The organism is uncultured Eubacterium sp. (assembly GCF_945980375.1).
Classification (GTDB): Bacteria; Bacillota; Clostridia; order Oscillospirales; family Acutalibacteraceae; genus Eubacterium_R.
This window is the reverse complement of record NZ_CAMFQO010000010.1, coordinates 23377-46033: the sequence shown is the minus strand read 5'-3', so window position 1 is coordinate 46033 and position 22657 is coordinate 23377. Positions and strand designations below refer to the sequence as shown.

Annotated in this window: 22 protein-coding genes; 13 read left to right on the top strand and 9 right to left on the bottom strand. The window is 35.6% G+C overall.

All coding sequences use genetic code 11. The features are described from left to right. Positions 1 to 2771 (bottom strand): sce7726 family protein (locus Q0P34_RS04385; RefSeq protein WP_294953422.1); only part of this gene is annotated, 2771 nt, incomplete at its 3' end. 167 nt (positions 2772 to 2938) lie between these two features. Here Q0P34_RS04385 and Q0P34_RS04380 point away from each other — a divergent pair. From Q0P34_RS04380 to Q0P34_RS04370, 3 genes are all read left to right on the top strand, one after another. Then, positions 2939 to 3364 carry a hypothetical protein gene (locus Q0P34_RS04380; RefSeq protein WP_294953420.1) on the top strand — a complete coding sequence of 142 codons (426 nt, stop codon included), beginning with the start codon at positions 2939 to 2941 and terminating at the stop codon, positions 3362 to 3364. Between the two features lie 22 nt (positions 3365 to 3386). Further along, on the top strand, positions 3387 to 4106 hold the full coding sequence (locus Q0P34_RS04375) for a hypothetical protein (RefSeq protein ID WP_294953418.1): 720 nt from the start codon (positions 3387 to 3389) through the stop codon (positions 4104 to 4106). A gap of 79 nt (positions 4107 to 4185) precedes the next feature. Continuing rightward, complete coding sequence (locus Q0P34_RS04370; protein WP_294953416.1) at positions 4186 to 4632, top strand: hypothetical protein; 447 nt, start codon at positions 4186 to 4188, stop codon at positions 4630 to 4632. 21 nt (positions 4633 to 4653) lie between these two features. Here Q0P34_RS04370 and Q0P34_RS04365 read toward each other — a convergent pair whose 3' ends face one another. From Q0P34_RS04365 to Q0P34_RS04330, 8 genes are all read right to left on the bottom strand, one after another. After that, positions 4654 to 5340, bottom strand: coding sequence for a hypothetical protein (locus Q0P34_RS04365; protein WP_294953413.1), 687 nt, complete (start codon positions 5338 to 5340; stop codon positions 4654 to 4656). An 84-nt stretch (positions 5341 to 5424) separates the two neighbouring features. Beyond that, on the bottom strand, positions 5425 to 6756 hold the full coding sequence (locus Q0P34_RS04360; protein ID WP_294953411.1) for a hypothetical protein: 1332 nt from the start codon (positions 6754 to 6756) through the stop codon (positions 5425 to 5427). A gap of 21 nt (positions 6757 to 6777) precedes the next feature. After that, positions 6778 to 7218, bottom strand: a complete 441-nt coding sequence (locus Q0P34_RS04355) for a hypothetical protein (protein ID WP_294953408.1) — start codon at positions 7216 to 7218, stop codon at positions 6778 to 6780. A 110-nt stretch (positions 7219 to 7328) separates the two neighbouring features. Next, positions 7329 to 8039 (bottom strand): metallophosphoesterase, encoded by a 711-nt coding sequence (locus Q0P34_RS04350; RefSeq protein WP_294953406.1) that lies wholly within the window; start codon positions 8037 to 8039, stop codon positions 7329 to 7331. A gap of 30 nt (positions 8040 to 8069) precedes the next feature. Next, on the bottom strand, positions 8070 to 8957 hold the full coding sequence (locus tag Q0P34_RS04345; RefSeq protein ID WP_294953403.1) for a retron St85 family RNA-directed DNA polymerase: 888 nt from the start codon (positions 8955 to 8957) through the stop codon (positions 8070 to 8072). 217 nt (positions 8958 to 9174) lie between these two features. Next, a complete protein-coding gene (locus Q0P34_RS04340; RefSeq protein WP_294953400.1) occupies positions 9175 to 10401 on the bottom strand; it encodes a hypothetical protein in 1227 nt (408 codons plus the stop codon). Between the two features lie 24 nt (positions 10402 to 10425). Beyond that, the gene (locus tag Q0P34_RS04335) at positions 10426 to 11907 is read right to left on the bottom strand and encodes a DUF2779 domain-containing protein (RefSeq protein ID WP_294953397.1); all 1482 of its coding nucleotides are present in this window, start codon (positions 11905 to 11907) and stop codon (positions 10426 to 10428) included. A gap of 2 nt (positions 11908 to 11909) precedes the next feature. Then, entirely contained in the window at positions 11910 to 12968 is a 1059-nt protein-coding gene (locus Q0P34_RS04330) for a WYL domain-containing protein (RefSeq protein WP_294953394.1), read from the bottom strand. Between the two features lie 146 nt (positions 12969 to 13114). On the opposite strand from Q0P34_RS04330, the gene Q0P34_RS04325 reads away from it, so the two are divergent. The 10 genes from Q0P34_RS04325 to Q0P34_RS04280 all read left to right on the top strand — a co-directional run bounded on the left by Q0P34_RS04325 (position 13115) and on the right by Q0P34_RS04280 (position 22607). Continuing rightward, complete coding sequence (locus Q0P34_RS04325; RefSeq protein ID WP_294953391.1) at positions 13115 to 14329, top strand: HD domain-containing protein; 1215 nt, start codon at positions 13115 to 13117, stop codon at positions 14327 to 14329. Positions 14330 to 14644: 315 nt separating this feature from the next. Beyond that, positions 14645 to 16114 carry a recombinase family protein gene (locus Q0P34_RS04320; RefSeq protein ID WP_294953388.1) on the top strand — a complete coding sequence of 490 codons (1470 nt, stop codon included), beginning with the start codon at positions 14645 to 14647 and terminating at the stop codon, positions 16112 to 16114. A 142-nt stretch (positions 16115 to 16256) separates the two neighbouring features. Further along, the gene (locus tag Q0P34_RS04315) at positions 16257 to 16475 is read left to right on the top strand and encodes a four helix bundle protein (RefSeq protein WP_294953385.1); all 219 of its coding nucleotides are present in this window, start codon (positions 16257 to 16259) and stop codon (positions 16473 to 16475) included. Positions 16476 to 16639: 164 nt separating this feature from the next. Further along, complete coding sequence (locus Q0P34_RS04310) at positions 16640 to 16846, top strand: hypothetical protein (protein WP_294953382.1); 207 nt, start codon at positions 16640 to 16642, stop codon at positions 16844 to 16846. Beyond that, positions 16836 to 17387: a GtrA family protein gene (locus Q0P34_RS04305; RefSeq protein ID WP_294953379.1), complete on the top strand. Its 552-nt coding sequence runs from the start codon at positions 16836 to 16838 to the stop codon at positions 17385 to 17387. The genes Q0P34_RS04310 and Q0P34_RS04305 overlap by 11 nt, the downstream gene beginning before the upstream one ends. Further along, on the top strand, positions 17368 to 18666 hold the full coding sequence (locus Q0P34_RS04300) for an HAD family hydrolase (RefSeq protein WP_294953377.1): 1299 nt from the start codon (positions 17368 to 17370) through the stop codon (positions 18664 to 18666). The genes Q0P34_RS04305 and Q0P34_RS04300 overlap by 20 nt, the downstream gene beginning before the upstream one ends. A gap of 26 nt (positions 18667 to 18692) precedes the next feature. Next, the gene (locus tag Q0P34_RS04295; protein WP_294953375.1) at positions 18693 to 19556 is read left to right on the top strand and encodes an MBL fold metallo-hydrolase; all 864 of its coding nucleotides are present in this window, start codon (positions 18693 to 18695) and stop codon (positions 19554 to 19556) included. Beyond that, positions 19544 to 20668, top strand: coding sequence for a metallophosphoesterase family protein (locus Q0P34_RS04290; protein ID WP_294953373.1), 1125 nt, complete (start codon positions 19544 to 19546; stop codon positions 20666 to 20668). The genes Q0P34_RS04295 and Q0P34_RS04290 overlap by 13 nt, the downstream gene beginning before the upstream one ends. Positions 20669 to 20944: 276 nt before the next feature. Beyond that, positions 20945 to 21625, top strand: coding sequence for a response regulator transcription factor (locus Q0P34_RS04285; protein WP_294953371.1), 681 nt, complete (start codon positions 20945 to 20947; stop codon positions 21623 to 21625). After that, the gene (locus Q0P34_RS04280; RefSeq protein WP_294953427.1) at positions 21615 to 22607 is read left to right on the top strand and encodes a HAMP domain-containing sensor histidine kinase; all 993 of its coding nucleotides are present in this window, start codon (positions 21615 to 21617) and stop codon (positions 22605 to 22607) included. The genes Q0P34_RS04285 and Q0P34_RS04280 overlap by 11 nt, the downstream gene beginning before the upstream one ends. The last annotated feature ends 50 nt before the right edge of the window (positions 22608 to 22657 follow it).

The window sequence follows — 22657 nt, the reverse complement described above, 5'->3', positions numbered from 1 at the left end:
GTTACCTCCACATTCTTTTTTATTTTGAATGTCCGCAAAATCCGTCCTACATCGGCAGGACGCCAAGGTACATCAAGATGATGTATCGCCTTTAACTTTGTTTGAACATTTGCACCGATTCCGAGTTTAAAGGTTGAGCCTATCAGAATTTTAATCTTTCCTTCATTAACCTCTTGATAAAGTTTCATTTTTCTTGCTTCTGTTTGGTAAGAATGAATAAAAGCAATTTCTTTTGCTTTTATTCCGCTATCAATTAACAGCTCTTTAAGCTTATCATAAACATTGAATCTGTCGCCTTTTGGAGTTGAATAGTCGCAAAATATAAGTTGAGAAGTGTCCGAATATTTGTTGTATATTTCAACAACTCTTTTTACGCATAAAAACACCTTTGATGTTTTATCGTATTTTTGTTCTTTCCCTACCAAATTCAAATCAAGCGCTGCCTTTCGTCCATCGGCACTGACTTTCAACATATTATCATGTGATTTGTCAACGACCTTATCTCTTATCAGCGCTGTGCGTTCACAAAGGGAAAGCATATAATTACGAAGAGCTTTGTTTTTGTGTATAACAACATCTGTATATCCATTTAACTTTGGCAACCCTGTTTGCTCAACTGCGTGAAAAACAGCAATAGATGAAAACATTTTTGATAATTCCTTTAAATTAAAAAACCTTGCAAATCTTCTTACTATTCTGAACTTTGAAGTATCTACATCAATTTCACATATTTCTTCGGGTGCGGCAAATGTTTTAACCCAGTTATCAAAAATATCAAGCTTTAACTCGTGCATTTTTTCTCTTTGCAAATACATTTGCATAGCATACGCATCGGAAATAGAATTACAAAGCGGAGTACCTGTTGCAAACACTGCTCCTCTGCCACCGTTTTGCTCCTGAACGCATTGTATTTTTCTTTGCATTTCAAGGCATTTCAATGAACCTTTTGTGTTTATCCCTGTTAAATCACGCATTTTTGTTTTAATGGGAATATTTTTGAAATTATGTGCCTCGTCAAGAAAAATTGTGTTTATTTCAAGCTCGTCAAACGTGACATTATGGACAGGCTTTTTATCCATACTTTGCATAAACTTATACGCAAGATTCTTAATATTATCTCGAGCTTTGCACCTTTGCGATTGTTCATAGGAGTATCCGGTGTATTGACGGACGGCTATATTTAATTCTTCTATATCCTTTTCCATTTGGCTTAGCACATAGTTGCTGGATAACGGTATCATTTCAAAACAACTATAAGCCATTATTATTCCGTCATAATCGCCGTCACGTATTTGAATAAGAACCTTTTCTCTTAATGCTGGTTTGAATGTTTTTGAATCAATCGTTAACAACTTTGCTTTTGGATATAGCGTCAGGAACATCTTTTCCCACTGACCGACTATATTATTTGGCACAACAAAAAGATTTTTTCGCGAAATACCCATTTGTCGCATTTTCATAGCTGCCGCAATCATAATGTATGTTTTTCCGGCTCCTACATCAAATGCAAGAAGTGTGTTTTTTTCTGAAATTATTTTTTGTACAGCATCTTTTTGGTAATCATAAAGCTCAAATCCATCGGCTATCTCAGGAAATTCAAGACGGCTTCCATCGTAATTTTTCTTATTAAATTCCGCAAAAGCCTTGTTATATGCTTCCTCTACCTCCCAAATTCTATCCTCACTTTTCCATATCCAATTACTGAATTCCTCTATGATTATTTTCTGTTTTTCAACAGCAAGTATTGTTTCTTTTTCGTCAAATACTCCGCCATTGCAGATTTTTATTGGTCTTAAATTAAGGGTTGCTTCAATTATATAAAGTGCATTATACCTATTTGTCCCGAATTCAACTTTACATCTTAAATTGTCGCCGTAGTAATTCTTATTCGGTATATTCCAGTTGCCTGTGACATCATCATATTCTACAAAATATGACTTTGAGTCTTTTGCCTCTTTTCCATTGATTATATAGAATATAAATTCTCCAATTATATCCTTTGAAATCCACGGAGCACCCAAGCGGACTTCAATATCAGTATATTTAATTTTGTGAGCAGGTCTTATTACAGGAGAATTTCTATATATAGCTTTCTTTTCAGCCTTTAATTCCTGAGCCTTTCTATAAAGATTTATCCATTCATCAAGTGAATAATTCATCTCATTTTCTTCGGATAGGCAATCAATAATTTCAAACTCCGGGATATTAGAATTTGCATGAATTGTATAATCAGTTGCGTTAAAAACGGAATAATCTCTTTTAAGAAGTTCATATGCAATTTGTTCACCGAGAATTTTCTCGTCAACATTGTCTGATAGTTGAGATTTAATATAGTTTTTATTTTTTTGAGCAAAAATCGGCATATTGTTTTTAATCAATATATTGTTAAGCTCAACTTTCCACAAAACAGACAACTGTTGGTATCTGCTTACATTAGGGCTCTTTTTTGCTTTTTTGATAATTTCAATGCTATCGTTTTTTATGCTCATTATCCCCCAGTGGTCAGGCACTTTGTTTGGAACTGATTTTTCGTGCTTTGAACTAACAACGATATAGTTTTTATCAAAAAATTTATCATATGAATTCACTTGATATTGAAGTCTTGTGTAATTATCTGCATCACTTTTTATTTCAAAACCCGTTAAACAATTTGTAACAGCCATAATATCACAAATTGATGAACCGATGTTTTTTTCTTGATAAATTCTAACCTCACTGCAAACAGCTTCAAGATATGAAATCAGTATTTTTCGTATTTCCTTATCGTTCATTTCATCACCCTAACAGTATTGTAACAAGTGCTATGGGTGGTTTTTTGAACATATTTATTTCTAAGTATTAATGTGCTATAATTGAATTATAAATCATTAATGCCTATGCGACATTTTCGGTACACGCAATATGATTTAATATTGATAGAAATTTTGGAGGTGAAATTATGGATATTAAAGAGAATATATCAAAGGACTTAAAGTATATTGAAGAAACTAAAGAAAAATTGCAAAAGCAATATGATAATTATTTTGAACAGTATAACGACGATCACGGTGTTGACGAAGAGGAGTTTGAATCAGACCTTGCAGTAGTACATGACATTATGAATATGTTAGCAATGGACGAAAAATTGCCCTCTGCTATTTATATCGAAGACCTCAGCATAAGGCTTAATATGATAGAAAATGCACTTAATATACTTGATAGTGATAAAAAATCAAGTAAACATAATGCAAACAAAGCCTTTGAAACCTGCGTTTCATCAATCAGACAAATGAAAGGCAGAATAAATGAACAAATTGACGAAGCAAAAAAGGCAATACATATGCTTGATGAATGTTTAGATATTTGCAACAAATATAGAAAGTGATTATATAACCGAGGGGATTTTTATGAGTTTAGAAAATTCGGTTGAATTTCTTATTTTTACATATTTTGGTGTATGTTTTAAAGATAATTTCGACACCATATTAAAATCTGCAATTAAAGTTGCATATAATGATGCAACTATGCAAGGTGCTTATAACGCATTAGAAAAGGAAAATGCTGAAGAGATAGATTATGATAAGGTTGCACAAGAATTAGAAAATACAATAAAAGAGCTATTAAAAGAAAATTCAAATGGTTATGAAAAATGGCATAAAGCCACCTGTAAAGAATTAGTAAAACACTATGAAAAAGTGTCTTTAAAAGATAAAAGTCCTGCTTTTTCTTATGGTAATGCTCAAAAATGGGTTAATATGACAATGAAATATTTATATATTTTATCGGAGATTTTTCTTGAATATAAAAATGATTGTGTTGATTGTAAAAAATACAAGAAAATTCAAGGATTATATAAATATTTCCAAGTACCTGTTGACAGCTTTATTATAGAATCTGTTTGGAACAACGAAAATGTTACATTGCCATTAGTTAAGGAAAATCTTTTGAAGAACGGGACTCGAGGAGTATATTCCTCGGAAAAGGTTACGCCGTGGAGTAAATGGGATGATACCGAATACAAAGAATTTCAAGAGCATTTACCTAAGATTTTTAAAGATCATCAAACTCCGCTTGATTGGGAGCATAAGGCTTGGATCGAAATTGCAAAGAAAAGAAGGGAAAAATAAGTAAATAATCAAGCATACAGCAGATGTACTAATTTCGGTGCATCTGCTGTGTTATTATATGTATAAAGGAGTTGATTTTATGAAGGTTACGATCTATTCAAGAAAAGCAGTTGAGTCGTTACTGCGAAACGGTTTTCCCGAAAACACGGCGGTTATCAGCTTTTACGACCCCATTGACCGCAGAAACAAGAACGATTATGCACTTGTTGATTATTCGGGCAAGGCTGACAGAGTGTTTTATGTTCCGATTTATGACATTGATATTGAGGTGCTTGGGGATTTCGGTCTTACTTATGAAACATATTTCCCCGAGGTAAATGTGCTTGCCAAGTTTATTGACAAGGCAAAAAATGACGGGATGGATATAATCTGTCAATGCGAATACGGGCAAAGCCGTAGCGCAGGCTGTGCCGCCGCAATACTTGAACATTATGAACACAGAGGCATAGATATATTCCGGGATTACAAATATTATCCAAATCAACTGATTTTCAACAAAATATATGATGCATTAAACAGCCTTTAACAACACAACACCCCTGTATTATTATAGGGGTGTTGTGCCTTGTGATTGAGTATTTTTACCTTGGGCTAATTCTTTTCCATAGAGCCATAAATACTTATCAATCTGTTTATAACTGTAGTTATCCAACTTAAAATGTTCAACAAATGATTTGTAAACTTCACAGTAAGTTGGATAGTCTTCCAAATCATTCCATGTTAACTTTTCATAGAAACATGCTTCTTTGCTTTTTTTATTTATGGAATACAATAATTTTTTTACATAGCCATCAACAATAGGAATGTTTTTATCACGGAATGTCCACGCAACATATTTTGTTGCAAAAGAGTATGAATCTTGATATCCTTCAATATGTCTGAGTTCTTTAACAATGGATATTGGATCGTCCTCTTCTGAAAAGTAATTTTGTTGTGATTCAATTTCAGCTATGTGTTTTGTCATTACTATTACATTTGTTGGTTTATCCTTGTTTTCTTTTTCATATATATCACATTTTTCTTTGCTCAAAAAATTGTCTGTTAAGCCTGCGCTATAACGATTATTGAGCGTAACCACTTTCAAAAGAATTTCTTTTTCATCCGTATTACTTTTAAATGTATTGAATAATAATTCCAATGCTTTTTCATTTAGTTGCTCATTATTATCAAATTCTTTGATTTTTTTATCAATAAAATCAGGTGTCGGCAAAACAATATCATCATATTTACTCATAATTTTATTTCTCCCTTGATTTTCAATTTTTACTTAAAATTATTCTATCACAAATAGTGCCCTTCTCAATGAATAACGGCATATTTAGTGGTCCTCAATCTGATAATAGCTAAAAAAGCTAATGTAGTCAATACCTGAATCAACGCACCATTTTTTCAATGTATTACAAAGAGGAATATCGGTACTTACAGGACAGTGATATGCTTTGTATGCAGAACGAAGGTGATTATCAGAAAATTCAATCGCCGCAATCGTTTTTTTGTAGTCACGCACAATAACAACAGGCTCGTAAAAATATTCCCAATTTTTAAGACTGTTAGAAAGCTGTTTGCCTGTGATATGGCAATCGCTTGTGTTTTTCAGCGGTATAAATTCGTATCCGTCGATTACTTTAACCTCAACATCAATGGTATTTATGAGCTTTATAGAAAAGGGAATAGTAATACAAGGATACGCTTCATATTTGTAGCGTTGTTTGTTAATATACTTGATTTTTTCCTGCTTCATATCACTACGCAAGGAATTATATTCAAATGCATAACTCAAAAAAGATAAGTTCTTTTTCATCTTGTTGCAAAAGCTCACAATATTTGTATATTTAACAAAGTCCTTAAAATAGTTTTCAAGTGCCGGATAAGTATGCAAATATGATAGAATATAATAGCAAAATTTATCATTCAAAAAGCTTGAAAATAAATCAATGTTGTTAATAACATTATACATTATCCCACATTCTTTGAGATAGAAAAATAAGCCTTGCCTCTCTGCAAATATTCGCTTGATAGACTTTTTGTGAGGGACATTGTATTTTTCAAGCAAACTCATTGCGTTGTTGCCGTTTTTTAATTCCTTTGAAATGTCATTGAATGTAAAATGAGTAATGGTTTTGCGGTCATCAAAGGGAATTGAATAATAAAATTCTTTGTTATAACCTTGATACTGCGTCATAAGAGCAAAATATTTCAGGTTCAATTCATTCAAAGGGAATGGAACGAAAATATTATAATTTTCAGTAAAAGCATTTTTAAGTTTTTCTTTTACATGATTATTTTTTGAAATGATTTTGCACAGCATATCTTCTAAATCTTCATCAATTATTTCATAAATATTTTTACTCTGAACAAGTGTTTCGCCGTTGAAAAGACAGGCATTAGTTTCGCCTGTATCAAAATCAAAAACTATTTTTTCACTGAAATCAAAAGCAGTAATATTCTCAATATCATTGGTCCACGGAATATCCAAAAGTGCTTTTATACTATCTATTTTCATTCCGATTTCAAGTGATTTGTCACCACAGAATAAAAACATATCAACACAGGAATCTACAAATGATATTTGCTTTAGCTTGTTATCTTCGGAATATAAAGTGTTTTGTGTATTATGAAATATCGGGACCTGAAATCTTGTATAAGTCATAATTCCCCTCCCAGCAAGGTTTTATTTGTTAAATGCACCTTTAGTTAGGTTATAGCATAGCCTATTTGGATAATACTGATTGCTTTCGAGTATCTTCTTTGAATCCATATCAAAATACTCCATAATGGCTGCCGCAATTCCTGCACTGCGTGACATTCCTATTTCGCATTGAACCCATATTGTGTCAATTTCGCCCTGCCATTTCAAAACAAAATCACGAATCAAAATTGCATCAATGGGCGACATAGATTCGTACCCGCCGAAAATGCTTTTTGTTTCCTCACTGATGTCGAAAAATGACAGATACAAAATATCCTTTATCGAGCTGTTATTGATATTAAATTCCGGCTTAACTTTATTCGGGTCTCTGATAGATATAATTATTTTGGCATCATCAAAATCACTATAACTTAGCCTGATAGCCTTTTCTCTGCTTAAAGCCTTAATTTTTATGGTAATCACACCTCCTGTTTTCTTGTTACAATGTAATTATAATAAGTTCAATGAGAGGTTTTTTGTGCATAAAAAAGCACCACGATGAATTAAATCATCGTGGTGCTGCTGTTTTATATTTAGTTTCTAAATTCCTTCATATCATCAAGACGGAGAAGGACAGGCTCAAATCCGCCTGCCGCACCCACATCAATGTCAATCCAGGTTTTCGTTTTGATGATTTCACCTTTGTATTCCTCGCCAAAGCAGATTGTGGGGGTATGACCGAAAACGGTTATTGATTTTTCAAAATATTCATCGTCAAGCTTCGGTCTGTTCCACAGAAAATCATCAGGTGTATAGCTTGATAACGGCTTGCCCTTTTCAAAATTATCAATACCGCTGTGTGTCAGCAAATAGTTTGTGCCGCCGATTTCAACTATATCGTAAAGCGGTGCCTCACGAAGATAATCAAATATATCTGCAACTGCTTCGGGCGATTTTTTGTTCAGCTCGCTAAGTGCCTTTAATGTAACATCACCGCCGTTGAACATATACTCGCTCAAAATTTCAATTTGATTATGCTTTGACAGCGACTCAACAAATTCGTCCGTTACCTGCTCCAATACAAATGAGCAGGACAAAAGCATAGCCTCGTGATTGCCGAAAATCAAGTAAATGTTGGGTTGAGAAAGTAACCAGCAGAGCATTTCTACTCCGCCGTCACCGTTTCGGTCAACAACATCACCGAGAATAAACAATTCGTCATCATCACAAAACCCGGCTTTGCCAAGCAGCATTTTAAATTTTTCAAGCGGATAACCGTGTAGGTCGGAAATTACGTAGGTCATAGTTTATATCTCTTTGGCTAATTTGACAAATTAAATATTATCCCTGTATAACGATTGTTGCAAATTCTTAAATTCTAAATCATTTGGATTTACAGATAAAACATAATTAATCTTGCCCTTTAACACCTTACAGTATTCTTCTTCGGTTAAATCGGAACCAATGTGTTTTAAATGATTTTTTATACCATATTTTTGACAATAATATATTTCCTGTCTAAGCTTTTTTCTATACTCTTTTGATACTTGAGGAAATTCGTTAACCACTATTCCGGTAACACTTTGCCTGTGATTTGCATTTACAAAATGTGTTTTTTTATTGTTTAAATAAAATCTATTACTCTTTAGTAAGGACTTAACCTTGTAATAAACACTATGCAAATCATCATTTGATGAAAATGTTAAATCATCACAATAGCGAGTGTAGGTAATATTTCTTTCCTCGCACCACTTTCCGATTTTGTTATCAAAACTATACATAACCACATTTGATAATTTCGGTGATGCCGGTGAGCCTTGAACAAGACTGTCATGATAACAGCAAAGCTCTGCCAACTGTTTGCTGACATTTGCAGGATAACATTTATAAAAAACATTATATACCTGCATAAATGTAATACTGCCAAAAAAATTTTCAATATCAAGCTTTAAAATATTCTTCTTGTTGCAATGAGGAGAAGCGTTAGCAAGAATATTTGAGCCCTTATGATATGCGGTTGCATACTTGGATTCCCTATAAACATCAAGATAATTTTCTGCAATATAATGTTGACACCATTTCAATTGTGGTTTAGGAGCATATACCATTCTTACTCCACCGGTTTTCTTGGGTATTGATATTCTATTGTAAAATTTGTCGGTGTTGTTTGAGATATAATATAACTCTCTGTTGCTAACACCGGATATAAGTTTACTTTCCATATTTTTCAAATAAAAACAGCGGTGATACAAAATGATAAGAATGGTGCGTAGCTTAATTCTGATTCGTGCAGTGAATTTTGATTAAGCGAAGCAGTTTTCGTATGTTGCAGACAATTTTTTGATTACAGTCAACGACTCGCTGACCAACTTTAATCTCAATTAAAGTAACGCTATCACCGCTGTTTTAAACACATATTACAAATTTTTATTAAAACTATTACTTTGCAACAAAATCATCAATTATTGTCTTTGTGTTTTTCACAAAAACATTTATTATTTTTGTTATTTCTTCTATTGTTTTTTTGCTTGTACCATCAATAGATTGTTTTACTAAAATCATTGGATTGCTATTGTTTTTCACTCGAATTATACTGTCATTATTAGTAGAATTCATTATACTGTTTTTGATTTCGTCAGCTTTGTTTTTCCTTATTTCATTGGCTCTGTTTGCCAAATCTTTAATTTTGTTGTAATCTTCTTCTGGGACATCGTAAAAACTGGCTTTGTTATAAAATTTGCATTTATTTATATCGGAGATTGACAGATACGGCCTCAAATGATAATCCAGCCTTACGGTAATTCTGTCTTCATTTGGGCTGTATGCAAATTCGTAGTGGAACTCAAAGCATTTTTCCAAATTATCGTTGTTAATATTTTTAAGATGTATCCCTCTCCAGCATTCTCTGCCAAACAAGCATTTTAACTCATAAGTATTTGAATCCTTGTTGTAGCCATTCCAGCTTTCATAATAGTCCCATATTTCTTCATCCTTAAAGCAGAAGGATTTTAGCACTTTGAAAAGATTTTGCTCTTTTGCCCAGCCAAAACCCATCGAATCATTCCAAATCATATCCTTTGATATAGAATCAATGGTTTTACTGCTTTCAACCTTGTTAATTAAAGACTTTGCGAGCAAATTCAAATACTCATTTTTTATTTGAATTTGTTTAAGAGGTTCTATGATTCTTGACCATTTAATGTTTATAAATTCTTCGCATTGAGCTTTGCTTTCATAAATAGTTAAAAAATAAAATTTTCTAACAGCATTTTTTCTAATGGGAATATTTTCTTTATTACAATCGTGAATCGTTATATCTGGAATGTCGTTTGAAAATAGATTATAGTATCTTTCCGTTTGGCGATCACCCTCTCCCGAAAAAATTTTCACTTCAATTAGGGCAAAATGATTACCACTCTTATCCACAATAATTATATCAGGTATTTCATTATGATTTTTTTCATTTGAATCTTTCCGAGAATATTTGTTTCTTGTTTCAAAATAAAATGCATCAGGGTCTAATGCTTCCTTGGGAAACAACATATTAAGTAAAAAAGATCTGTACTCTAAAACATTGTCAAAAAGCACTTTTAACAAATTAGTGTAGCTATCTTCTCTTCCATTAATTCCTAACATATCGAAAATATCGGCTTCGTATTTTTTCATTAAACGCATCTCCTTTATTATATCCTAACACATATCATACAGCTTTTCCAGCACCTTGACCATTGCGAGAGTGTCTAATCGGCAATAGGCGAGGAGGTTTTTGCGGATAATTGCCTGCTCCTCGGGTGTATGATTTACAAGGTCCGGGTATGCCTGCATAGCCTCACCGCCGTTATGTATTCCCTCAAGTGCGTGATAATCAAGCTCGGGGTCGTTAGGGCAAAGGGCAGGTAGCACCTTCTTGATTGAGTATGAGCCTTCAAGGGCTTTGCTGTAATAGTAGTGATTTTGAAAGGGGAGCATCAAATCCTTGATATTATCGTGGATATTCATAAGGTGCTCTGCAAGGTCGGGAAACTGATTTGCCAGCTCCTTAATTCTCGTCTTTTCAAAGGACATATTGTATGCAAGGGTGCAAACATCTTTTGGTATATCTCTGCAAAGCTGTTCTGCCAAGGCTCTGCGAGGGTCAACACCTGCCTCGCCTAAAAATTCCCTGTGCTCCAACTCTCCGCCCTTTTCATACTGAATATGAAGTGAATACTGAAAGGTTACCTGCATATACGGCTTTATTCCGTCATAGGGCGGTACGGCAGGCTGATATGTTTCAAAATCAAGATAGTAAAGAGGATATGTGTATTGTTCAATACAAGACCTAATGCCTATTTTATCAATAGTGGGCGCGTAATGATAATATGCCGTATCAACCTGTTGCCATTGCTTTGCAGAAAGCTTTGGCTTTTTCTTTTCAATATCCTCAAAGCTGATAATGCCGTTATGATAAAACTCATACTTTTTATTTGTATTAAGCCTGCTGATATTAAAAACAGATGGGTATGGCAAATGCCTTGAACAGTAGCCTTTATAAGCACATTCATAAGGACTTTCACAGCAAACATCAATATCCTTTTCAGGCTCAAAATCATCAGCCATAGCCATATATCTGCAAATATCTGCTATATTCTGCTGAACATCACCTTGCTTAAACATACAGATTTCAGTGCAATCTTCAAGCACAAAAAGCTGATTTAAATCCAAATCACCGTAGCGGACATAATTTGAATTAAGGTGCATATTGTAAACGCCTGTGATATTTAGCCCGGCCTTATTAAGCACATAAAGCTGAAAAGCCATATCGTCAAGATAAACATCGTGAACGGCGGTTGAGCTTTTAACCTCAACAATATCCCAGCCGTAGGGATTTTTATGCAGAATATCAACACTGCAAAAAAGGTTGTCTACATAAAAGCTTGCCTCTGCAATGTTTTTACTGCCGTTATTTATAAATTCCTGTGTTTGCCTGAGCATACTGTCAATGCCCAAATCAAAATCAACAAGGTCATATTCGCCAAAGTATCTGCGTGCCAGGTCGCCAACCTCATTGCCTGTGGCAAAAATACCTTCAAGTGCGGGATTTTGCTCTGCCATTTCAGGCTTGTACCTGTCCATCCACAGCATTTTAGGACATTGCAAGCCTCTTACATATTTTGATTTACTTAAATTCATAGTCAGTCCTCATATAATTTAATAGCCTCTAATAAATCCTGCTTGCATGCTTGGGTAAGCTCTGTCGGCTCGGTAATTTTAATCTGCCCTGCATACTGCCTTGCCCACAGGCGAAGGTCTGTTTCGTTAGCCTTAACCGTTGCGATTACATTCTTTTCGTCAAGCTCTTTGAAATTTACATATGCCTTGAAATAGTCAAGAATGTCCGAAATCAAGTATTTTGGTGCTTCAAATTTTGCTCTGACAGATTTGCCTGTAAACATATAAATATGCTCGTTCATATACTGCGCAATATCAAGACCAACAAGTCCCTGAACCTTATTCTTTGGCTTTCTCGGAGTGTCTAAAAGCTCAATATCCGTTATCCTGTCAAGCCTGTAATTTGCCAAATCGTCATACTTATCATAGTTGCAGATAAGATAATATCTGCCGTTAGTGGCAACAATTTGGTAAGGGTTGATTATGTATTCCCTCGGCTCTCCGTTATCATCAAGGCGGTTATGTAGCTTTTTATCTGCACCGTATTCGTTGTAATGGAACTTAACCTGAAGTCCTTTGTCAATGGCCTCGTTAAGCGTTTCAATAGTGAAAAACAGATTTTTGTTAATCTCTCTGTCGGCAGATTCAAAGGATTTAATATGACCGACATTGAATTTGAAATACTTGTTTGAGAGAGATTTAAGATTATCAATGATAGCCGACTTGTTATGAGTGGGAATGCTTTTTGAAAAAAGAACGGAGTCAATAAGCAGTCTTAACTCTGAATCGGTAAATTTTGACTCATGATAAAAGCCTGTGCAAACCTCGCTTTTCTCTAACTCTCCTGTTTTTGCATTAGGCGTTAAACGGGTTTTCGTTTCGCAGTAAATATCGTAAGTGTCGTCATTGATAAGGTCCTCAAGATTAGCCTTAACAGCCTTTCTGTCAACAACCATATCGTATTCCGTTTCAAGCCTTTTTTGAATTTCCTTTTGGGTTATTGCGTGGTCAATGTCAGTATTTCTCTTGAGTATATCAAGGATATACATATTCATCATTTTCTTCGGTCTGCCGATTGCCATAAAATCACCTCATATACATTTTACATCTTACGGCACAATAATACAATACCTTATGCGATAAAAACAGTACATCACTTATAATGATAGAGTATTGACATTTCATTACTCATTATTTTAGAATAAGTATGAAACGGAGTTGAGCAATTATGGCAGATGCCTTGAAATTTAACAAAATCAATGAAGAATTACAGCAAAAAATCAAATATGACAGGAAAAATCACTGGGTTAATCCTTATGCGTTCAAGGATGAAAATGCAATAAGGCGTGACAACAGTGTGGACAAGGCTAATTTGTGGCGCCCTGTTTTTGTCCGTGACACAGAAAAAATAATGCACCTGCCTTATTACAACAGGTACGCTGATAAAACACAGGTATTCTCTTTTAAAAACAATGACGATATAACGAGAAGGGCACAGCATGTTCAGCTTGTATCCCGAATTGCCAGAAATATCGGCTCGGTATTAGGATTAAATCTTGATTTGATTGAGGCTATTGCATTAGGTCACGATATAGGTCATACGCCCTTCGGTCATGCAGGCGAAAGATTTTTGAGTGAATTATACCACAATGAAACGGGCAGATATTTTAATCACAATGTTCACAGTACAAGAGTGCTTGATAGAATTTTTGCACGGAATTTTACATTGCAGACCTTAGACGGTGTACTGTGTCATAACGGTGAATTTGAGCAGCAGGAGTATAGACCGCAGTATTCAAAGACTTTTAATGAATATGATAAAGAGGTTGAGGCTTGCTATATAGAGGGTGCTCGTGCAATTAAAAGACTTATTCCCTCAACGCTTGAGGGCTGTGTTGTTCGTATATGCGATATGATAGCCTATTTAGGCAAGGACAGACAAGATGCTGTGCTGGCAGGAATAATTGAACCTGACTATAAATTCAACACAGAACTGATAGGCACGGAAAATGCAAAAATAATAAACAATTTAACAGTTGATATTATTGAGCATAGCTACGGCAAGGATTATATAATGCTCAGCGACACCGCTTTCAAGGATTTAAGCACGGCAAAAAAAGAAAATTACCAAGTAATATATAATAACAATACAATAAATCAGCAGTATGACAAAAGCATCAAGCCTATGTTTGAAGAGTTGTATTATAAGCTTCTTGATGATGTAAAGAGAAATGATACTGACTCAATAATTTATAAGCATCATATTAACCCGATAGGTAACGCCTTGAAGCAATATCACGGTGTCGAATATTCGGCAGAAGAGAAAAATCAAATTGTTGTAGATTACATAGCGAGTATGACAGATGATTACTTTATTGATTTGCACAAGCATCTGTTCCCGGATAGTAAACACAAAATAGAATATGAGCCGTATTTTAAATAAAAATCAAAATACATTAGAGTTTACAAAAAATACAATTACAAGAATTATCCCAAAACAGAAACAAATCGTGATATATCTACTGTAACAGGGATTTGTTTCACAAAAGCAGTTGCTTTAAATGATAAAAGCTATATTGGCAATTATGCTTTTTTATGTTTTATATTGCTTGTTGTTAATTTCTATATAAAGGCTGGTGCAGATTTTGCATCAGCCTTTTGCTATGATAGTACTCAAATTTGTACAAAAAAAACATAATTTTCAAAACGACTTGCAAAAAGGTTTTTGTTATGGTTATATACACTTGAGGTGATATATGTGAATGCAGTAATATATGCTCGATATTCAAGTGACAATCAGCGTGAGGAGTCTATTGAAGGTCAGCTTCGTGAGTGTAAAGCATTTGCCGAACGCAACGGAATGACTATCGTTGGTGAATACATAGATAGGGCAAAATCGGCTACGACGGCCAATCGTCCGGAGTTTCAGCACATGATAGCTGAAAGTAGTAAACACGCATTTGAAATTATTATTGTCTGGAAACTTGATAGATTTGCTCGTAATCGTTACGACTCGGCACATTATAAATCTATTCTTCGTAAGAATGGAGTAAAGGTAATCTCTGCAACGGAAACGATTAGTGAAGGTGCAGAGGGTGTGCTCTTGGAATCAATGCTTGAGGGTATGGCTGAATATTATTCTAAAGAACTCGGCGAAAAGACCTTGCGTGGTATGACCGAAAATGCCTTGAAGTGTAAGCATAATGGTGGCTTGTGTCCGTTAGGTTTTGCAGTTGACGAAAATCTAAATTATATCGTTGATGAGCAGTATGCTCCTATTGTTCTTGAAGCATTTAATATGTACGACAACGGAACAACGATTCAGCAGATTGCATCAGATTTTAATGCTCGTGGTTTGAAAACGCAGAGAGGTAAAAAGATTTCAATAAATTGTATAACTAATATGTTGCACAACAGAAAGTATATCGGCGAATACAAATTCAAGGATGTTGTTGTGCCGGGCGGTATGCCAGCCATTGTACCCGAATCATTATTCCTTCGAGTACAGGAAAGAATGGTGATGAACAAGAAAGCACCAAGTCATTACAAGGCAGATTGTGAATACCTGCTTACTACAAAACTGTTCTGCGGTAAGTGTGGCAGAATGATGGCAGGTGAAAGTGGTACGAATAGAAACGGTGTTAAGTATCGTTACTACAAATGTGTCGGAGTAAAGTATCATTACGGTTGCGATAAGAAAACTATCAAAAAAGAACGAATTGAAGATTTCGTCATTGATAGAATAATGAAGATTGTAAACAACCCTGAAGCAATAAATGAAATCATAAAGAATGTTTTAATCTATCAAGAGAAAGGCAACAGAGTTTTGCCAACGCTTGAAGCAGAATTAGCCGATGTTGAAAAACGAAAAGCCAATCTACTTAATGCAATTGAAATGGGAATTGTAAATGCAACGACAAAGCAAAGGCTTGACGAGCTGGAAATGCAATGCAACAATTTACAGATAGAAATTGCAAGGGAGCAAATGGAAAGCAATCTCATTGATGAAAACAAATTGAGATTTTATTTAGAGCAGTTCAAAGGCATTGACCCAACAAAATTATTTAATCGCAGAAAGCTGATAAACACATTCGTTAATGCGATTTATTTGTATGACGATAAATTAGATTTGATATTAAATTATCAAGACGGAACACAAACCATTCCGTTAAGTGAAGTTGAAGCATTTTCAAATTGTTCCCCCGTCATTTGCGAGGGGGAGCCATAAAATTCCGTTCACGATAGTGGACGGAATTTTTACTTATTCACTATTAACTATTCACTTTTCACTAAAAGCTTTTCGCGAACGAAATTTCAGGTAAGAAGTAAGAGTGAATAGTGAAGAAGTGTATTGTAATAAGTAGCTTTTATTGTTACAATATATTCGTGAAGCTTTTTATGCACATAGTAAAGCTGACTTTGTATCAAAGTTACAAATAGCTTTAAAAGAATGTTACGAAACAGAATATTGGATTGAGCTTTTAATTGATGGTGGATACTATAATAACAAAGAAATACAAGAAAAATGTATTGAAATAAAAAAGATATTAATATCATCCATTAACACTGCAAAAGAAAATATGGAATAAATTTCCTTTTAGTGGTTTGATTTTCGTTACATAAACACACAAAGACAGGTCAATGACCTGTCTTTTTTTATTTTACAAAATTTTTACCGTAGTGCATTTTGAAACTTTACAATAAGGTGATATTGTGTATTTAGAAGCAATAAACAAATGCAGGAGGTAATATTATGAGCCTAAAAAAATACGCAATTATCATTGTGGCTACATTGCTTATGTTCGGTGCCGGATTTGTTTCTATTGAAAGTACTGTAGGCAAGGCAGGTATTGAATGTCTTGTTGGCTACGCACTTTGCTCCGTCGGTTTTGCAATTGCCTTGTGTGCAACGATGGTACTTTTGGTGACAAGAAATGAGGAAAGAAAAAATGAAGGCTAAAGCAAAGCAATTTATTGAAAAGCACGGGGAAATTTGGAAATTCATTAAATTTTCCTTTACAGGCGCAAGCACATCCGTATTAGAGCTCGGTATCTTTATGATACTGCAATATGTGGTGTTCAAATCCTTAAACGAAGCACCGGTAACAAACAGCCCAATACTTGCATTTTTGGGAATAGAATACAATGGCTATTTATACTCATATGCCATATCGGCAACAATCGGCTACGCTGCCGCTTATATTATGAACAGAAAGCTTACCTTTAAGGCAGATGCAAATCCTGTATTATCTACAATAATTTATGTAATAATGGTGGCAGGCACAATAGCATTTAACACATGGTTCGGTGCATTTTTGGGAACTGTAATAAAAAACAACGGTTGGGATAACGCAATAGTTGAAATGATTACAAAGGTAATCGTTATGACTGTTCCGACAATTTGGACCTATCCGCTAAACCGTTTTGTAATCCACAGAAAGAAAAAGCCTCAAGATGAAATCAACAACCAAGCATTTCAAAATGAAATCGGAATTGCATAAATTTATCAAATTCAACATCTGTGTAATCGTAACCTCGGCACTTGATGTGCTTTGTTATATTTTTCTTCTGTATACAGTATTCAAAAAATATAACGACACTCCTCTGCCCGACTCGGCACTGCTGTCATTTTTGGGTATACGGTACAGAGGCTACCTTTACGCATATCTTATATCTACATCTATCGGCTATGCCGCTGCTTATTTGATTAACAGAAAAATCACCTTCAAATCCGATATAAACCCTATATACAGCTCCGTTTTGTACTTTATTATGGCAGTATTCAACATTATTGTTAGCTCATACATCGGCGGGGCTTTCGGTACATTTATAAAAGCAAAGGAGCTATCATCTCCTATTATAGAGATAATATCAAAGCTTATCATAATAAACATTCCTACAATATGGACCTATCCGTTGGAAAGATATATAATCCAAATACGAAAAAAAGAAAAAAGGCCTGCATCTATAATTGCAACTGACCTTGACGGAACCTTACTGAAAAGCGACACCGACATCAGTACGGAAAACCTAAACGCAATGAAGCGACTTGCAAAAAACAATACAAAAATTATTCTTTTAACCGGAAGAACGCTTTATGAAATACCCCTTGAGCTACGCACATGCAGCGGTGTGGAATACATAATTTATTCCAACGGTGCCGGCATACATCACAAGGACAAAGGTATGATACGATATAAAACCATATCGAACACCACAGCGTATAAAATATATTCTATTTTGAGTGAATACGAAACCTTTATTGAGGTCTACACATGTGGATCACCGTATGTTGAAAAAAGTAAATTCTCTGTCGAAAGCTTTGAATATTATAAAATAGACAGTGACTTTATTCCGGAGCTGTACAAAAGCAGAAAACAGGCAAACAGCCTTGAAGAGCTGATTTTTGACCCATCATACAAAACGGAAATGTTTGATGTTTTTTTTAGAAATCCTGATGAACGGGATCAGTGTATGTCAAGACTGAAAAACGAGATTGATGAAATAGAAATAACCTCGTCTATGCAAAACAATTTGGAAATAATGACTGCCGGAACAAACAAAGGTACTGCCTTGACCGAGCTTTGCAACATTGCCGACTACAACATTAAAGACATTACGGTAATAGGCGACAGCAAAAACGACATTTCTGCATTCAAAACAAATGCTAAAAAATATGCAGTTGCCAACGCGTGCGACGAGATAAAGGCTCTTGCGGATAAAATTATCTGCTCAAACGATGAAAATATTATGTGCTATATGGAAAAGGAAGCAGTGTAAAAAATCACACTGATAAGATTGTATTTATGGGTAATTCTATACATTTTTTGAACACCGGTGCGTCCGACTGTATTATCATAGAAAGCAACGGACATTTTGCAATGATAGACGCCGGCGAGGATACAGACTTTCCCGCCGACAAGCCGCATCTTAATTATACGGGATACGAAGATACTGTGTGCGACTATTTGCTGAAAAACTGTTGTAACACAGACGGCACCGTAACGCTTGACTTTGTACTCGGCACTCACGCTCATTCCGATCACATAGGCGGATTTGACACGGTTATCAACCATCCGTTAATCACTGTCAAAAAAGCATATCTAAAGCCGTACAATGAAAAAAATGTTTTTATATATGAGCGTTTAAGATGGGATAATCAAGAAGTATACAAACAAATGAAAGACGCCTTGATCAATAACGGAGTTGAAATTACAGAGAGCTTTGACGGAGCCTTCACAACACTCGGTGACTTTGAAATAACCTTTTTTAACGGCGAATACAAAAAACACATATTTAAGTACGGTGAAAACATAAACAGTGTTGTTGTTCTTGCCGAATGTAACGGCAGGCGTGCTTTACTGGCAGGCGATCTAAACAACAAAGCATTTGACGAATACAGGCTTGCAAACCAAATCGGTAACGTTGATTTGCTTAAGGTCGGACATCACGGCTATCCGTTTTCTTCATCCTTGCATTGGCTGAAAGCACTTGCGCCGAAAGTTTCAGTAGTATGCAACAGCGAAAAACGAATTTATCCTCACGTAAAATACAAGCTAACTAAAATAATTAAGAGCACTCTGTTTTGCACCGCAGACACAAACGGAGTGAAATTTGATTTTGACAAGGCTCTTGAGCCAACAACAAATATTACAAAATGGCCATGCTAAAATATAACAAAAACAAAAAATTTAAGATAATGCAAATTACGGATATTCAGGAAGTTCCAAAAATATCTCCCGATACCAAAAAATTACTTAATGCCGTAATTGAGCAGGAAAAGCCCGACCTTGTTGTGCTGACAGGCGACCAAATAAAAGGCTATGGCGCTTCCTACAAGGTAAAAGGAAGGGATACCGTTCAAGCATTAAAGGAAACACTTGAAGCATTGCTAAAGCCTGTTACGGATGCAGGAATACCATATGCAGTAACCTTTGGAAATCACGACCGTCAGGTAGGTATATCAAACACCGAGCAGTTCAACAGGATATACAAAAGCATTGGAAACTGCATTGGCGAGCTGTCAGGCGGTGTTGATTTAGGCGCAACGTTCAGCATACCAATAATGTCATCTGATTCCGGCAAAATTGTAAATAATATATATCTTTTTGACAGCGGAACCGATGCAAAGGGCGGCGGATATGAACCGTTCAGCAAGGATATCATCAGCTGGTACAGGAAAGAGCGCAACGAGCTAAAAGAAAAAAACGGCGATTATGTGCCGTCGATAGTATTTCAGCATATTCCGCTTTGCGAATACTACAATGTACTCAAGCGGGTACCAAAACATACAAAAAACGCTGTGCGGGCTTACAGAACTCACAAAAACGAATACTATGTTTTGAACGACACCTGCAACAGTGACGGAATTTTTCTTGAGCCTCCGTCTATACCAAATGAAAATACAGGTGAATTCGAAGCCCTTTGCGAATGCGGCGACATTATGGCTGTATTTGCAGGTCACGACCACAAGAATAGCTTTGTCGGAAAATATAAAAATATCGATTTGGGCTTTACACAATCATGTGGATTTAATGCGTACGGCAACAGAAAAAAGCGCGGTGTAAGGCTGATTGAGCTTGATGAGCAAAGCCCCAACACCTACCGCACATATACAAGAACATTTGATGAGGCAGTCGGTGACAAATTGCACCGACCCATGCTTGACCTTTTGTCATCAATGGCTCCGGAAACAACGGATGCTGCCATACCGCTGATAATCAGAGCATTCACTTTTATCGGAATTGTTGCATTGGCATTCATTTTGTTATCGCTATTATAAAAATTATTAAAACAAAACAGCATTGCAGGATTGATGAATCTTCCTCCGTGTTCTACATACAGCATATAAAAAGTTAGGTATAATATAGTAAATAAAAACAATCATCAAACTGATTTCGTTATTTCGACGAAGTCAGTTTGATTTTTTTAATACTATATACTGTAAAATCAGTAATATCCGTTATATATAGACGGCAAATTGTTGCAAAGGTTAATATTACAATATTGTAATAGAATTAATGCGGGATATATGATAAAATGCAGTTGAGGTGATTGTGTGCAGATTTTTATTCTTGAGGATGACGAGGCAATCGGCATCGGGCTTACATATTCCCTGGAAAACGAGGGGTATGCCGTGACGCTTGCGAAAAGTGTTGGGCAGGCATACGACATAATAAGCAACAACGATTTTGCGCTGTATATTCTTGACCTAACCCTGCCCGACGGCAGTGGCTACGACGTTTGCAAAAAAATCAAGAAAAAGGGTGATTTGCCCGTTATTTTTCTAACCGCGTTTGACGATGAGGTAAACGTTGTTATGGGCTTTGATATGGGTGCCGACGATTATATTTCAAAGCCGTTTAGGGTTAAGGAGCTTTTGCTGAGAATTAAAAGTGTTCTGCGCAGGTACAACAAGGAAACCGCCGACGGAATCATCAGATTACAGAATTTAATAATAAACACAAATGAAGCAAAGGTTTACAAGGGCAATCACGAAATTATACTTACCGCTATGGAATACAGACTTTTGCTGATACTGCTAAACAACAGAGGCAAGGTACTTTCGCGAAATCAATTGCTTGAAAACATTTGGGACATTGACGGCGATTTTGTTGAGGACAGCACCTTAACCGTATACATTAAGCGACTGCGCGACAAAATTGAGGAGGACCCTACTAATCCGCAATATATAAAAACCGTACGCGGCTTGGGGTATATAATTGAAGATGATAAATAAGGATATAAAAGTAACAATTATATTAGGTGTAGCTATAACAGCCGCAATGTCAATAATCTGTCTGTTTATTGAACCCGTATGCGCAATAATTACATTACTGCTCGGAGCATTAACAACAGGCATTTTTGCCCTATACACAAAAAAGAGATACAACAGATTAAACGAGCTGAACAACTATCTGTCTGCGGTTTGCTCCGGTGATTTTGATTTGAAAATTGCCGAAAATACAGAGGGCGAGCTTTCCATATTAAGCAACAATCTGTACAAGGTTATCACCATTTTGAAAACGCAAAACGAAATGCTGATTAAGGACAAAACCTACCTCGCCGATTCGCTTGCCGATATTTCGCACCAGCTGAAAACTCCCCTAACCTCCATGATGGTTATGACAGATTTAATAAAAGAAAACGGCCAGCCTGAAAAGAGAGATGAGTTCTTATCCATAATAGAGGGACAGCTTGACAAAATGAAATGGCTGATAACAAATCTTTTGAAGCTGTCAAGGCTTGATGCAGGCACAGTCGAATTCAAAAGCGAGCCGTTTTCAATAAAAAATGCCGTTGAGCAAAGCCTCAATCCGTTTTTGGTTACTCTTGAGCTAAAGCAAATTGAGCTTTTGAACAATGCAGAGGATTTTACCGTTACGGGTGACGAGGGCTGGACAGTTGAAGCAATAGAAAACATTATCAAAAACTGCATTGAGCATACAGATAAAAACGGCAGGCTCACAATTTCATCAAAAGGCACTAATCTTTACACCTCGCTTATCATTACCGATAGCGGATGCGGAATAGAGCCTGAGGATCTGCCGCACATTTTTGAAAGATTTTACCAAGGCAAAAACGCCCATTGCGAAAGCGTGGGCATCGGGCTTGCTCTTGCAAAAACTATTTTTGAAAAGGAACGGGCAACCATTACCGTTAACAGCGAAATCGGCATTGGCAGCGAATTTGAAATCAGGTTTTACAACACAATAGTTTAATATGACAAAACTGTAAGATAAATGTCACGACGATGTAAGATTGCAATTAT